Origin of the sequence: Aeromonas sp. ANP5 (assembly GCF_963870295.1) — a bacterium.
GTDB classification, from domain to species: domain Bacteria; phylum Pseudomonadota; class Gammaproteobacteria; order Enterobacterales; family Aeromonadaceae; genus Aeromonas; species Aeromonas veronii.
Genome location: NZ_CAWMRY010000012.1, coordinates 71195 through 85453, shown reverse-complemented (window position 1 = coordinate 85453; position 14259 = coordinate 71195). Strand labels below are relative to the sequence as shown.

12 protein-coding genes are annotated in these 14259 nt (G+C 57.8%); 8 read left to right on the top strand and 4 right to left on the bottom strand.

Annotated elements, in window-relative coordinates:
• Positions 1-35: 35 nt before the first annotated feature.
• From AACT07_RS09265 to AACT07_RS09250, 4 genes are all read left to right on the top strand, one after another.
• On the top strand, positions 36-2102 hold the full coding sequence (locus AACT07_RS09265) for an SLBB domain-containing protein (protein WP_253182243.1): 2067 nt from the start codon (positions 36-38) through the stop codon (positions 2100-2102).
• A 1-nt stretch (position 2103) separates the two neighbouring features.
• Positions 2104-2772: a tyrosine-protein kinase family protein gene (locus AACT07_RS09260; RefSeq protein WP_005360129.1), complete on the top strand. Its 669-nt coding sequence runs from the start codon at positions 2104-2106 to the stop codon at positions 2770-2772.
• A 23-nt stretch (positions 2773-2795) separates the two neighbouring features.
• Positions 2796-4286, top strand: a complete 1491-nt coding sequence (locus AACT07_RS09255; RefSeq protein WP_069527369.1) for a SpoIIE family protein phosphatase — start codon at positions 2796-2798, stop codon at positions 4284-4286.
• Positions 4287-4366: 80 nt separating this feature from the next.
• A complete protein-coding gene (locus tag AACT07_RS09250; RefSeq protein ID WP_069527367.1) occupies positions 4367-5368 on the top strand; it encodes a glycosyltransferase family 4 protein in 1002 nt (333 codons plus the stop codon).
• Positions 5369-5654: 286 nt separating this feature from the next.
• Here AACT07_RS09250 and AACT07_RS09245 read toward each other — a convergent pair whose 3' ends face one another.
• Genes AACT07_RS09245 through AACT07_RS09235 form a run of 3 tightly spaced genes read right to left on the bottom strand, consistent with a single transcriptional unit; the run spans position 5655 to position 8576 of the window.
• Positions 5655-6290, bottom strand: coding sequence for a sugar transferase (locus tag AACT07_RS09245; RefSeq protein WP_005333398.1), 636 nt, complete (start codon positions 6288-6290; stop codon positions 5655-5657).
• Positions 6287-7480 (bottom strand): glycosyltransferase family 2 protein, encoded by a 1194-nt coding sequence (locus AACT07_RS09240; protein ID WP_069527365.1) that lies wholly within the window; start codon positions 7478-7480, stop codon positions 6287-6289. The genes AACT07_RS09245 and AACT07_RS09240 overlap by 4 nt, the downstream gene beginning before the upstream one ends.
• 31 nt (positions 7481-7511) lie before the next feature.
• Entirely contained in the window at positions 7512-8576 is a 1065-nt protein-coding gene (locus AACT07_RS09235) for a glycosyltransferase (protein ID WP_253182242.1), read from the bottom strand.
• A gap of 245 nt (positions 8577-8821) precedes the next feature.
• Between AACT07_RS09235 and AACT07_RS09230 the strand changes: the two genes are divergently transcribed.
• From AACT07_RS09230 to AACT07_RS09215, 4 genes are all read left to right on the top strand, one after another.
• A complete protein-coding gene (locus AACT07_RS09230; RefSeq protein ID WP_069527362.1) occupies positions 8822-10237 on the top strand; it encodes a GumC family protein in 1416 nt (471 codons plus the stop codon).
• 353 nt (positions 10238-10590) lie between these two features.
• The gene (locus tag AACT07_RS09225) at positions 10591-11031 is read left to right on the top strand and encodes a hypothetical protein (RefSeq protein WP_069527360.1); all 441 of its coding nucleotides are present in this window, start codon (positions 10591-10593) and stop codon (positions 11029-11031) included.
• Between the two features lie 82 nt (positions 11032-11113).
• On the top strand, positions 11114-12286 hold the full coding sequence (locus AACT07_RS09220; protein ID WP_069527358.1) for a hypothetical protein: 1173 nt from the start codon (positions 11114-11116) through the stop codon (positions 12284-12286).
• A 332-nt stretch (positions 12287-12618) separates the two neighbouring features.
• Positions 12619-13263 carry a tetratricopeptide repeat protein gene (locus AACT07_RS09215; RefSeq protein WP_139123780.1) on the top strand — a complete coding sequence of 215 codons (645 nt, stop codon included), beginning with the start codon at positions 12619-12621 and terminating at the stop codon, positions 13261-13263.
• Positions 13264-13347: 84 nt separating this feature from the next.
• Here AACT07_RS09215 and AACT07_RS09210 read toward each other — a convergent pair whose 3' ends face one another.
• Positions 13348-14193: a DUF1194 domain-containing protein gene (locus AACT07_RS09210; protein WP_069527355.1), complete on the bottom strand. Its 846-nt coding sequence runs from the start codon at positions 14191-14193 to the stop codon at positions 13348-13350.
• Between the last annotated feature and the right edge of the window lie 66 nt (positions 14194-14259).

Genomic DNA, 14259 nt, shown 5'->3' with positions numbered 1-14259 from the left:
AACGGGGCGCTCTCGAAGGATTGATCTGTGTTCTCTTGCTGTTGTTCACTAGCCCGTTACTGGCCTCCGCCTTGTTGGCTCCCGGTGATCGGTTGGCCATCGTACAACCCGGTGAGCCTGCTTTTGATCAGCCTTTCCAGATCAACAAGCAGGGGGAGATTGCACTGCCTGAAGTTGGCAACGTCGTGGTGGGGGGGAAGACCCTGCAACAGGCGGATGAACTGATCCGCACCGCCCTCAAACCTGTTTACAACAACCTCTCTCAATTGACAGTCACCTTGCTGGAGAAGCGGCTGCTGATCAGCGTGATGGGCTATGTCAAAAAACCCGGCAGTTATGATCTGGCGCCCGATGGCAACGTGCAGATGGCCCTCGATGCCGCAGGCGGTCTGGTGCCCGGTGCCCAGCTCAACAATATGCAGGTGCGGCGCGGCAGCACGGTCTCGAGCTTCGACTACAAGCGTTATCTCGATACCGGCGATGCCAGCGTGTTGCCACCATTGCAATCCCTCGATGTGGTGTTCGTGCCAGCATCCCCTTTGATCGGCAACGTGCAGATCGATTTTGATGCGGCGACCCTGGCGGCAGGTGGGGATGGGGATACCGGCAAGGCGATCAAGGTGTTTGGCGAGGTCAACAGCCCCGGCGCCTTCAGTTTCAAGAGTGGCAACTCCATCGTGGATCTGCTGATGCGAGCCGGTGGGGTGACCCGCTTTGCCGGGGTGGAGCGGATCCGGGTGATCAATGGTGATGCCCCCGAACTGTTCGATCTCAAAGCCTATCTCGACTCCGGCAACAACAAGTTGCTGCCCAATCTGGCGCCGGGCGCCACCATCTTCGTACCCAAGGATGAAGAGCAGATAAAACGGGGAGCGCGCACCATCTACATCATGGGCGAGGTGTTCAAACCCGGCGCCTATGAGGGGCGGGAAGGGGACTCCTTCCTCGATATTCTGGCCAATGCCGGTGGCCCGACCCGCTATGCCGAGAGTCGCCAGATCCGTTTGCTGCGCACTGATGGCACGATCGAACCCATCGACTTGCAGGCCTATACCGAAGGGATGCAAAAGGCGCTGCCCCAAGTCAAACCCGGTGACGCCATCTTTGTGCCGGAAAAGACCGATATCAACGAGAAGTCCTGGTTGAAAGTGGCACCCGGGCGGGCGGTGATGGTGATGGGGGCGGTGCGGATCCCGGGGCGTTATGAATGGTCTGACGAAATGTCGCTGCTGGATCTGATTGCCCACGCCGGTGGCCCCAACGAGCGGGCCGATATCGCCAAGGTGCAGATCCTGACCGCCGAAGGGGGGCAGGCCACGCCAACCCTGTTTGATCTCGACAAGTTCCTCCATCAGGGGGGGGCGCTCGCCAGCCTGCCGAAGATCCGGGCCGGATTCACCATCATGATCCCCGAGCTGCCCACCGATCCCAGTGACAACAAGTCCCAGTGGGTGCGCCAGTCACCGGATAGCTCCATCTATATCTTCGGTCAGGTCGGGGCTCCAGGTCGCTATGCCTTCAATGAGCAGATGGGCTTTATCGACATCCTGTCGGCCGCCGATGGCCCGACTGCGGCGGCGGATCTGCGCAATGTGCGCATCGCCCATCGCAGTGGCAGCACGGCGCGGGTCAGCAAGCTCGACCTTGCTCTCTACTTTGAAACCGGCGATGAAACCTTGCTGCCCAAGGTGCTGCCCGGCGACTCCATCTATCTGCCGGAGAAGAATCGCCCCTGGCTCGACGAGCCCAAGGAGAACACCATTCGGGTGTTGGGGGCGATTGCCCGTCCCGGTCGCTACCGCTTTGACTCCTCCATGACCCTGCTGGATCTGCTGGCAGAGGCAGGGGGCCCGACCAGCAGCGCCTATATCAAGAAGATTGTGGTGATCAACATGGCCACCAGTGGTCAGGGGGATCAGGCCCGCAGCTTCGATCTCGACGGCTTTGCCAAAGAGCCCGACTTTAGCCAGTTGCCGGTGCTGCGTGCTGGGGACACCGTCTTTATCCCTGATAGCAAAAGCAGCAACTGGGCCATCTTCATGGATGGCATGCGCGACATTTTGACCACGATCTCGGTGGTGGCCCTGGTCGGGACGCTTTGATATGAGCATCCCCATTCAATATCTGGAGCTCGAATCCCTCTACGCGGCGACGGTCGCCCGGGGGATCCGCTCGCTGGCGGTCACCTCGTCAGAAGGGGGAGAGGGGGTGAGCTCCATCTGCGATGCGCTGGCAAGGCGTTCGGAGGCGGATGGGCTGCGCACCCTGCTGGTGGATCTCAACCTCTATCATCCCGGCCGCGCCACGGCGGTTGCCTGGGGGCCCAATGATGTGCCCGAGCCGGTGGCCACTGGCCGCTCCTTGTCCCTGCTCCCGGCGCCGGGCAAGGATCTGATGGCTTTTCGCAACAAGGATACCTTGCGCCAATTGCTGGTTCGCTGGCTGGAACATTACGATGTGGTGATCTTCGATACCTCGCCGCTCACCGCCCTCAATCGGGGCAATATTCCGGCCGATCAGGTGTGTGGGGCCTGTGAAGGGGCGCTGCTGGTGGTGCTGGCGGGGGTGACCCCGACCACAGTGGTACAAAGTGCGGTGGATAAACTGACTCGTGCCGAGGCCAATCTGATTGGCGCAGTCTATAACGACAAGCTCAACCCGGGGCTGGCCAGCGAGATCTTGCGCGAGCTCAACCGGCTGCCCAGTAACCGGGTGACCGAATGGCTCAAGCGCTGGTGCCGGCGCAGCGCCTTGCTCAATTTCCGGATCTGATCGCCCGCTGATGGAGGCCCGATATGGATGACTGGTTGCGATCTGCTCCGGCAACCCTGCAGGCGGTGCGCGAACTGCGCAACCGGCTGGCGCAGGGACTCTCCCTGTTTCAGGTCTCCCCAAAGGATCAAGCCAACTGGCTGCTCTGTTTCAGTGAGCTGGCCACCAATAGCGTCAAACACACAGCGCCTCCCGCGACCCGGCTCTGGCTCACGCTGAAAGAGGATGAAACGGGCTTGAGTCTGATACTGGAGGATGATGGCGGCCCGCAACCCGGTCTTGCCAGTGCGCCGTTACCCGATGAACTGCAGGAGGGGGGATACGGGCTGGCGCTGGTGCACCAGCTGTTTGCCGAGGTGCACTTCTCTCGCGACGGTGAGCGCAATCGCGTGACCCTTCGCCAGCAGGGCCCGGTCAACCAACTGCCGGTGATCGCGGTGATCGACGATGACAAGGTGATGCGTGCCTTGCTCACCGCCTATCTCCATGAGCACTACCGGGTTGAAAGTTATGCCGACTCCCATGCCGCCCTGCTGGCGCTTGGAAAGCAGCCCCCCGCGCTGGTGCTCTCCGATATCGAGATGGAGGGGATCGATGGCTTTGGGCTGCGCCAGCAGTTGATGAAGGATCCCAAGATGAAGGGGGTGCCCTTTATCTTCCTGACCGGTCATCAGGATCAGTGGACCCAGAGTCGGGCGGGGGCGCTGGGGATCGATGACTTTCTGGTCAAACCCATCACCAAGCAGGACCTGTTGCTGGCGGTTTCGCGGGTGCTGCAACGCTCGCAGCAGCTCAAGTCGCAATGGGGCGAGCAGCTGGATCAGCGCATGACCTCGGCGCTGCGCCCGTTATTGCCCGCCACCTCCATAGGGGGATACCAGCTGGCGTTGCAAACCCGCGCGGCCACCGTGGGGGGCGGTGACTTTCTGCTGGTCAAGGGTCGGGTGTTGTGGCTCGGGGATGTGATGGGCCACGACGCGGAAGCCAAGTTCTTTGCCCATGCCTATGCCGGTTATCTGCGCGGCTTGCTGACGGCGCACGATCTGGAGCGCGCCCCCGCCCGTTTGCTGACCATCTTGTCCAATGCGGTTCACAGTGATCCGCTCCTTGGGGCTACCCTGCTCACCACCCTCTGTATTGAGCTCGGCAACGAGGGGCGGGTGCAGTGGGCCAGCGCGGGCCACCCTGCGCCCTGGCTGGTCGGGCCCGGCACCATCCGTCAGGTCGGCGTGACCGGCCCCTTGCCCGGTTTGCGCCCGGATCCCCACTTCGTGACCAATGAGCGTCAGCTCAAGCCCGGCGAGATCCTGCTGTTCTGGACCGACGGCCTGCTCGATAGCCGTGACGCAGAAGAGCGCCAGCGCTGGGAGGCGCAGCTCAAGGCGATCTGCCTGACCTCGGGGCCCGGTCTTGAGCAACTGGCTCATCGCATTGCCCGCTGGTTTGATGAGCGCATCAATGATGCCGCCCTCGATGACATGACCCTCCTGCTGGTCGCCTGTCCCGGCGCCTGATCCTGCCCCTCTTTGCCTGACTGGCCCGCTCTATGCAGCGCCCCATTTCAGGTGGCATGGAGCCACGGGAGGAGGGCCTTATGTTACCCATGCAGCAGATCTGGCTGGCCATCGATGCGCGTCAGGTCGGTGGAATTGAAGTTCACATTATCCACTTGGCCAACGATCTGCTGGCCAGGGGATTTCGCCCCACAATAGTGCTGGTGAGCAACCACGGCATGACCCCCTTTACGACCCTGCTCAAACAACAGGGCTTGCCCTACGAGGTGTGCCACAACAGCCGCGATTTTATGCGCCGTCTGGCCCGCCAGCCTGCTTCTGTGCTGATCCATACCCACGGCTACAAGGCCGGGGTGCTGGGGCGGCTGACAGCCTGGTTCACCGGTAAATCGGTGGTCTCGACTTTTCACAGTGGAGATGACGGGGAGGGGTTGCTGAAGTTTTACAGCTGGCTGGATCGCACTACAGCGCGTTTTGCGAAGTGTATTGCAGTAAGCGAGCCCATCGCTCGCAAATTGCCTGTGCCGAGCACGGTGATCAGCAACTTCGTCCCCATGCCTGCGACGCCGGCTACGGTAACTGGCAACCGGATTGCCTTTGTCGGCCGCCTCTCGCCGGAAAAGGGGCCGGAGGCATTCTGCCAGCTGGCCGCCTTCTGCCCGGACGGGGCGTTTCATCTCTACGGGGATGGCCCCATGAAAAGCGCTTTGTTGCAGCAGTATGGTGATCGCGTCCAGCTTCATGGTTTCCAGAACATGGCCAATGAGTGGCACAACATCGACCTGCTCTGCATCACCTCCCGCTTTGAAGGGTTGCCGCTGGTGGCCCTGGAGGCGATGGCTCACGGCATACCTGTCTGTACCTTTGCGGTGGGGGGCCTGGTCAACCTGATCGATCACAAATCCAATGGCTGGCTGGTGGAGCCCGGCCATGTGCGGGATATGGCGGAGCTGGTCAACTACTGGCTGCGCAGCGATGGGGTGGTGCGCAGCAAAATGAGTCAGGCGGCCCGCAACACCATCGCCCGCGGGTACAGCGTTAACAACAGAGTGACCGATATTCTGGCCGTCTACGGCGCCTGAATCACGGAGAAACCTGTCAAAACGAGTGGCCGCTGGCTACTCGTTTTTTTATGTGCAGGTGTTAGGGGTTGCAGGGGGCGGATTGCTTCGGTGATCACGCAGCGCTTGGGTTTCTGCTGTTGGTCAAACAGGCATCAGGCCTTTGGATGGATGGGGCCAGATGATGGCGATCAGATCGCTGACTTCTCGGTGATCAACGTTGATTTGCCACAAGGATGCGCCATAAAAAAGGCCATTGCAGTAGCAATGGCCTGGTGGGGTTGAGGCGTTGCTGAGATTGGCAGAATTAGCGCCCCTTCTTGCCAACCATGATGGCGATCGTCTTGCCGATGATATGCACATCCTGCACCAGCCAGCGCCAGGGGTGGAGCAGGGCAACCGAGTAGGCCAGATCGAACGCCAGCTTGCTGCGCACATCATCGAGCGACTCGTCGTAACCCTGATTGACCTGCGCCAGACCGGTAATACCGGGGGCCACTTCATAGGTGCGTTCAATAAAGTACGGCACAGCATCTTCCAGACGGTTGGCGATCCCGGGTCGCTCCGGGCGGGGGCCGATCAGCGACATCTCCCCCTTGAGCACATTGATAAACTGCGGCAGTTCATCGAGCCGGGTTTTGCGCAGAAAGTCGCCGCTGCGGGTGATCCGGCTGTCCCCCTTGCCACACCAGACCGGCCCGGTGGCCGCCTCGGCGTCGGCGCGCATGGTGCGAAACTTGATCATGAAAAAGAGCTCGGTATGGGTGGCGTGGCTGCGCCCGATCCGCAGCTGACGAAAGAACACAGGCCCCGGGCTATCGAGCCGGATGGCCAACATGATCAGCGGCCACAGCGGCAGCGTCAGCAGCAGGCCAAGAGTGGCACCGAGCAGATCCATGCTGCGTTTGACCACCAGGGTCAATCTTGGAATGGGGTGTGTCATACGGCTTTCTCCTGTGACATGAAACGTATGGGGGCGCGCAGGCAGTAGCGCAGGGTGCCCATGCCGTTGTACCAGTGTCCGAGTACCAGATAGTGGATCTTGCGAAACAGATTGGGCCAGGGGTGCACAGGGGTCAGCTGGATCAAGATGACCAGCAGATACCCCAGCAGTTGCAGCCCCAGCAGCAGTTGAAACAGCAGGGATTGGGTGGCCAGCGGGATGGCGCAGAGCCACAGCAGGGTCAGGCAGAGTGGCATCAAAACCCGCAGCCCCTTGCCACTGGCAAAGTTGAAGGCAACCCAGCCGAACTTGGGGTGCAGCAGGGGCAGCAACCGCAACAGCTGCTGGGTGTTGCCTGCCCCGATCCGCTTGCGCCGTGTCGCCTCCAGCGCGGCATTGGAAACTTCCAGCTCCAGTGCGGCGCAGCGATTGTCGTAGACAGCCCGATACCCCTTGGCGATGGCCTGCATCGGCAGGATGAAATCGTCGTTGATGGTATCGGCAGCCAGCGGGGTGAGGCACTCCCGGCGCATCATGTAAAAGGCCCCGTGAGCCCCCAGCATGCCGCCAAGGGCCGATTCGCAGAGCTTGATCTGGCTTTGATAGTGCCAGTAACTCTCCTCGCCCTGTGAGCCCGGTTGCCAGAAGCGGTATGCTTCCCCGACCACCCCTACCTTGGGATCGGCAAAATGGGCGACCGCCAGCAGCAGGCTGTCGATGGGCAGCAGGGCCGAGACATCGGTGAGGGCCACCAGATCGCTGTGCACCCGGGTCATGGCCTCGTTGAGCACGGCAACCTTGCCGCGATTGCGGGGGTGATCAAACAGCCTGATCTGCAACTGCTGCAGGGCGGGATCACCGAGCTGGCTCAGCGCAATGGGGTAGCTGTTGTCGCTGCAGCCATCGAAATGCACATGCACCCACAGCTTGTCGGCGGGGTAATCGAGGCTGGCGAGGTTTTGCAGCTTGGCCGCGATGGTCGCCGCCTCGTTATAAACCGGCATCAGCAGGGTGATGGTCGGCAGCGCCTCATCGGTGGCGTCTGTTTTGAACCCTCGATCCAGAGGGCGGGGTGGATTGGCTACCTTGCGCGCCTGCCGACCACCGAATTTGAGCAGCAGGGGATAGCCGACATGGTGGTAGACCACCAGTACAGCGCACAGCCAGAATACGATCATGATCCACTCCATGGGATGCTCCTCTGGTCATCGGGTCGCTTGATCAGCGGCTGTAGAGCTGCTGATAGGCCTGAGCCATCCGGCTCAAGCTGCTTTGCTGGCACACAAACTCACGGGTGACGGCACGCAGGCTATGGCAGTGCAGCAACCCTTGTGCCAGAAGCTGGGCAAGGCGGCCGGGATCCCGCTCCGACAGGATATGGCCGCTGGCCTGGCAGACGATCTCTCTGGCCGCCCCCACATCGCTCATCACCACCGGTACCCCGCAGGCCTGTGCTTCCAGCACGCAGAGCGGCATCCCCTCCGCCAGCGAGGGGAGGCAGAAGAGATCCAGTCCCTGATAGAAGCGCGGCATGTTTTCGACCAGCCCGAGAAAATGGACCCGATGGGCGATCCCCAGTTGCTGACACTGTTGTTGCAACGCATTTTGCAAACTGCCGACACCTGCCAACGCAAGATGCACCTCCTGCGGCAGGGTGCGGATCGCCTCCAGCAGCAAGGTGTGACCCTTGACCGACTCAAGGCGGGCGGCGCAGCCAATCAACTTGACCCCTTGTGGCAGCCCCATCTGCTGACGGGCGAGGGCGGCGGCGCCCGGGGTAAAACGCTGCTCATCGATGCCGTTGGGGATCACGGTTGGCGACAGCTGGCCCAGCTTGGCCAGCAGCTGGTTGGCCACCGGCGTGGCATCGGCCACCAGAATGGGGTTGAAGGCGCGCAGCCCCCACAGGGCCAGCGTGCGCTGATGGGGATCATCGAGATACCAGGCATCGTGCTCTGTGTGTACCAGGGTGGGCACCCGGGCCAGCCGACTGGCCAGACCGCCATAGAGCATGGGCCCCAGATGGTGGGTATGTACCGCGACGGGCTTGAGTTGGCGCAGCAGTCGGGTGAGCCGCCAGAGGGTCGCCAGCGACCAGCCCGCGGGCTTTTCCAGACAGTGAATATTGCCAGCAAAGGGACGCAGGGCGGGCCATGCCCTTAACACATCCCCTTTGCGCCCTTCGAGGGAGATGATATGCACTGGCTGCCCGGCGGGGCTTGCCTGAGTGAGGTTGAGCACCATGGTCTCCAGCCCGCCGGGCTGCAGGTGCTGCACTATTTGCACGACAGGTTGCACGACAGACTGAACGACGGGCTGGGCGCTGGCGCTCCTGCGGGGATGGGGTCTGTGCGACGGGGTTGATGACAACATGGTTCGCGCTCCGGCAAGGGAAGGGGTGACACCCCGGATAGCGGGAGAATGCGAATCTTGTACCACTCTTGCGATCTGCCCACAGAGGCGATCAGCCACCTCTGGTGGCACTGCCTTTGCATCGTGCGGGGGGAGGACTTTTCTCAGGGAGTGATGCCATGCCTGTCCAGTTCTATTACAACCTCTACATCATTCTCTTTGCCGCCTGGCGCCGTCGCTATCTGCTGGTGATCCCGGTGCTGGTGATGCCGCTGGTGGGCGTGACAATCGGCCTGCTCACCCCCAAGGAGTATGAGAGCCGCACCACCTTTATGGTGCCGCAAGATGCCAACCAGACACCGACCCTCAAGGATCTGATCACTCAGGAGAGTCTCAAGGATCGCTTTGCGGTGCTCGAAGCCCTGCTGCGCAGCCGCTATGTGCTCGATGGAGTGGCGCGGGATCGCGGTCTGGTCAATGACGAGACCCCGCCAGCCCAGCGCGATGCCATCATGGACTGGCTCTCGAGTGCCGTCTCGCTGCGGTTGATTGGCGATGAGGTGATCGAGATAAAGGTCAAAGCGGATTCGGCGGCCAACAGCGCCGGTTTGCTCGAAGCCATTTCACGGCGCTTTTTCTTCAACCTGCTCAGCAAGGGGCGCCAGTCGGCGGAATCGTCCGAACGTTTCCTGCAAAGCCAGCTCGACAGCCGCCGCAGCGAACTGCAAGCGGCCGAGCAGCTGCTCGCCGACTTCAAACGGGAGCATGCCAGCGCCTTGCCCCAGCAGCAGAGTACCAACGTCGCCCGTCTCTATGGTTTGCAGGAGCGCTATGCCGAGAGCCTGATCACCCTGCAGCAGGCCAAGGCCCGGGTCGATCAGCTATCGCTGGGGCAGGAGAGCCAGCTGGCCCGCCAACTGGATGAGAAGCTGCAGCTGATGCGCACCGAGCTGGTGTTGCTGCGGGCCCGCTACAGCGACGAGCACAGCAAGGTGCAGAGTCTGCGCTATCAGATTGACCAGTTGCAGCAGGAGTTCGAGCAGCTCAAATCCCAGCCGGATATGGCCCGCGGGCCCGAGTGGCAGTTGGCCCAAACGCAGCTGACGGAGGCGGAGCAAAACGCCGCCGGCCTGAAGAGCCAGCTGGATGGGCTGGACAAGGTGGTCGACTCCCAGGGAGATACCGAGCGCCAGCTCGCCGAGCTGGAGCGGGATCTGGCGGTCAAGCGCACCCTCTATCAGGATTTGCTGCTGCGCTATGAGAAGGCCAAGGTGACCGGCGATCTGGGCAACTTCGAGCAGGGGGAGCGGATCAAGGTGATCGACAAACCCTTTGCCCCCAGCAAGCCGAGCAACTACCCGCTCTGGCTGTTCCTGTTGGCGGGCATTGTTGGCGGGCTGGGGCTCGGCTGCGGTCTGGCGCTGGTGGCCGAACTGGCGGATGCCAGCCTGCGCCGCTCCGATCAACTGGCCGCCCTGGTCAAGGCGCCGGTGCTAAGCCGCATTCCCTACTGCGAGCCGATGCCGGACTATCCATCCAATAGTGATCATGCGCTGGATGGGCAGGTGCTGCCCTTGTCACCAGAGCCGGGGTGATTGCCGTAAAAACGGGCTGACAGCCGGAATCTGGATATATCTGAAAAGGCCTTGTGATAAGGCCTTTTTTATATTGTACGGATGGCGGAGTAAACATCGCGGCAAGCCAATAAAAGAGGATATAGGCTTCATTTTCTGCTTACGTTTCTTGACGGTAGTTTTACCCAGTGGTACAAGTGGAGCCGACGTAAGACGTTGATAATACATTTATAAATCTGGCGTTGGTTGTTAATGAATTGATTTTTAAATGATTTATTGGTTGTTATGAAGAGTGTGGTGGAGTTAGAAGGATGGCGTTATCAACATACTAATAGATCTTTCCATCTAATTACTGTTAGCTGTAAAAGGAAATTATGAGCCAAAATCCAAAATATTCGGAGCATCAAGAAACGCTAATAGCATTGGTGACACACCTTGCAATGACTGATTGGTCTGCTAGAAGCCCTACGAACATATCTAAAGCAATTTCTATTGATAAAGATGAGATTATTACTGTTCTTGAAAGCTTTAAGGGTTTGTTTCGGAAAGGAAAAAGAATCAACAAAAAGACCAGCGAAAATTACTACAGTTTGCAAATACGCCATGCAAGACAATGGTTAGAGGATACTGACACTGATGATGAAGAATCAAAAAGGCCGCCGTTGGAGTCGGAATATCTGAATAAACTGCTTGATTTTGTAATAGCAAAAGCAGCGGAAGAAAGAAGTAATAAAATAGCTGTCTTTGGCCCGTGGCTTACTGCAGCCGCATCATTAGCAGTTGCGGCTTTAGCCATAATATTCAAAAGTAGCTAAAAAGCACATGTTGCCGGACTGGTTTGCCGCTGAGCACCAAACCAGCCGAAAATACGGGAGTTAGCTTTTAAACAGGTGAGAAATGAAGCCTTCAACACTAAATACTTTAATGGTCGCCAAATCAATTTATGGCGAAACCAAATATTTAGTTAATTCAGGTGATAAGCATGCTTGCACTGCTGGAATAATTCTTTTGCAAGATTTTGTCGAGCTCGTTATTTTGGCTGCTCTAGATGAGCTAGATGTCGAAGAGCAAAGAGCACTCGAGTCTAAGTCTTTTGATGAGTTACTAGGTGAGCTCAAAAAAAGAAAAGTTCCTATAGTAAAATCTGGGACGATTAAAGCGCTAAATAAACAAAGGGTAATATCTAAGCACTACGGGCAGCTAGCCGAGCCAGCATCAGTCGTAAATTATTTTTTCGTCGCAAAACAATTTGTTGATACTTTGTTGGAAGCCGTAGTTGGTTCAAAGTTAAGCGAAATATTTCTTACAGACATATTAAAAGACGGAGAAGTAAAAAACCTAATAAGAGAGTCTATATCACTTTCCGAGCAGGAACGTTTTTTAGACGCACTAATTGGGCTTCGGAAGGCATTTTTTATCGCTTACGAATACCAGTATTGCATTTACTCTTTTAGAGAACGAGATGAGAATGAAAGAGGGCTTTTGGGCATTCTCAGCTTTGGGTCGTCGGAAGGGATGAAGGCTCACCATTGGACAAGGAACAAACAATGGGTGGAAAAAAATGTAAGAAAGCCTGTTGACTATGTGCAAATCAATCACGAACAATTAAAGACAGACTGCATGGAGCTTGGTGTAAGTACGGTTGACATCGAGAATTTTCGAAGGCTAACACCAGAAGTAGTTAGAACAGAAACAAATGCATGGCATTTTGAGTATTCACCTACTTTTGCCGCGAATGAGCTAAACAGGGAAAACTTTAACTACTGCCTAGATCTCATTATTGACTTTTTATTAAAAAAACAGGAACAGGATGCAAGCCGAAGGTATCCCAAAACCGAAAAATCTATACCTGCACCTCCGATATATGTCGGAAAGCCGGTATTCCAAAATCCTTCAAAAGAGTCTGCTCAAGTAGGTGTTGTTGAAGAGAACTTCTACTATAGCGTAACTAGTATAGTTTCAGGGTTTGATTCTACCGAAAGGTACCTATATGTACATTTATATCCTCAGGGAGATAAGTCGCTTTTCGGAGAGCATCTATGGGGATACCTGCTCATTGAAGAAAACTAACAAGTCGCTGCTGTCGAACAAGTTTACCGCTGTGATCCAAACTTGCCGCAAAGTGCGGCGTTAGCTCGTAGGTTCGATTAGCCGGTAGGCGTAATTGGACGATCGCGGTGAAATTTCATGTCAATGCGGAAATAACGTCACGGCCGGTGCCAGTTCGAGAGTAAGTTTTTTGGTGGGGCGAAGTGGTAATCTGGGAAGTTTTTGGTGAGTTAAAGAGAAATATTGTAGAAAGACCGCGAATGTCCGATTACGCTGCGCTAATCGAACCTACAGCCCTTGCTTGCTGCAAGTATCGAATGTTGCAAGGCAGCTTATTTCAAACGTGAGGATTGATGAATCAACCCATGGCGCTCACTGATGACTACACGTTTTGCATCGCAGGCACCGGTACGGAATACCGCTTGTGCGCTCCCTTTCTGCTCCCCAACGCGGTAGACCCAATAGCTATGCTGGCTGTTGCCAATCAGTCCCTTGACCTACATCCCTGTGCTGCATTATCACAAGATGCTTCAAGAGCTCGGAGCGCTGCCGCCTTTATGTTGCTATGTGTGGGACGAGCCGCGCAGGCAGAAGCCATTCTCCGAGAGGTGATCTCCGCGCAGATGGTTTCAGAGGACGATGCTGCTCGCGTTAGCTCAGAACTACGCCTGGTGCAGGTTTTGCAGCGGCTCGACCGTTTGGACGAAGCTGTCAGTTTGGCCACCCAAGTAGTTTGTCGGTTGCAACCAAAATCCTTTATGCGGCATTTCGCACTGCATCATCTTGGCAAGGCTCTCGTACAGACCGGCGCCTATGATAATGCTCGCGCCGTGCTGTCAGAGGCGCTCTCTCTACGCCAGGCGCTGGGCAAGAATGAACTTATTGCATCAACTTTGGGGGCGTTATCGTTGTTGCCCTCAGAAGAACAAGCGGCGCATCATCCATATGGTCAGACTTGGCATATTGGTCAATCGGGCGAATTTCGTCAGGGCGACTAGCCTTTTCGCGCTGTATTCAGGTCATCGTCGCCCCAAAAAATCAGGGAGCCATAGCTCCCTAATCGCGACACACGGGGTGATTTACTAGCCGATAGCTGGCAATTGTTGCCCGTTGGCGGGCTGCAGGCGTCCCTGATTACGGCGCTGATAGCGCCAGGCCAGCAGTAGCGGCATCCCGAGCAGCAGCTGGGCGGCCAGCGGGATCTCCTCGATGGGGGCGGCCAGTGCCCCTTCCGGAATAATGCCCCCCTCAATTTCGGCCGCCAGTTTGAGCTCCAGCGCATTGCCAAAGTCGGCGAAGGTGGTGGCGTTGATGACAAAAGCATCCTGACCGCCCGCCACGTTCTCCACATACCACTCTTGCAGTACGCCATCGGCATAGTCCTGGCCGATGGTGATGCCGTTGATGGTGTCGATGCCGGAGGCGAGCAGTTGATCCCGCACGGTAGAGGTATCCAGCCCGTTGTTCTGGATACCGTCACCCGACACATCCATCACCTGGCGGGCGGCGGTGTAGTTGTTGGTATCAAACTGCTGGGCACCAAAGGCCATGGCTGAACCGGGGGCCGTCATCCCCGCATAGGGGCGCACCAGGGCATCCAGGGTGGCGGCGAAGTTGTTGATGGAGGTCATGTCGTAGAGGTGGAACCAGTCGGTCATCACGCTCTGCTGGGTCGAGCCGCTCCACATTACCATCTGTACCGCAATGGACCCCAGCCTGTCGCCACTGGTGTCGAGGATGGCGCTTTGTACATCCTGACTGTAAAAGGCGTCCACATAGCCCTGTAACTGCAAATTGAATTCCGATGAACTGACGCTGCCCGACACATCCATCAGCAGTTGCAGTTCGGTATCGACTTCGGTCAAGGCGTATGCGGGGGAGGTTACCAACCACATCCCCAGCAGCCCTGCCAACGGTTTGAGTTTCATTGCTCACTCCTTCTCCCTGGCGCTAGTGCCAGCAGGGGGAATGAATAAAGCGTGCCAGCTTTGTTG

Coding starts and splice junctions, on each gene's coding strand:
- AACT07_RS09260 (WP_005360129.1), top strand. CDS start 2,104: ATGAGCATCCCCATTCAATATCTGGAGCTCGAATCCCTCTACGCGGCG.
- AACT07_RS09255 (WP_069527369.1), top strand. CDS start 2,796: ATGGATGACTGGTTGCGATCTGCTCCGGCAACCCTGCAGGCGGTGCGC.
- AACT07_RS09250 (WP_069527367.1), top strand. CDS start 4,367: ATGTTACCCATGCAGCAGATCTGGCTGGCCATCGATGCGCGTCAGGTC.
- AACT07_RS09245 (WP_005333398.1), bottom strand. CDS start 6,290: ATGACACACCCCATTCCAAGATTGACCCTGGTGGTCAAACGCAGCATG.
- AACT07_RS09240 (WP_069527365.1), bottom strand. CDS start 7,480: ATGGAGTGGATCATGATCGTATTCTGGCTGTGCGCTGTACTGGTGGTC.
- AACT07_RS09230 (WP_069527362.1), top strand. CDS start 8,822: ATGCCTGTCCAGTTCTATTACAACCTCTACATCATTCTCTTTGCCGCC.
- AACT07_RS09225 (WP_069527360.1), top strand. CDS start 10,591: ATGAGCCAAAATCCAAAATATTCGGAGCATCAAGAAACGCTAATAGCA.
- AACT07_RS09220 (WP_069527358.1), top strand. CDS start 11,114: ATGAAGCCTTCAACACTAAATACTTTAATGGTCGCCAAATCAATTTAT.
- AACT07_RS09215 (WP_139123780.1), top strand. CDS start 12,619: ATGAATCAACCCATGGCGCTCACTGATGACTACACGTTTTGCATCGCA.
- AACT07_RS09210 (WP_069527355.1), bottom strand. CDS start 14,193: ATGAAACTCAAACCGTTGGCAGGGCTGCTGGGGATGTGGTTGGTAACC.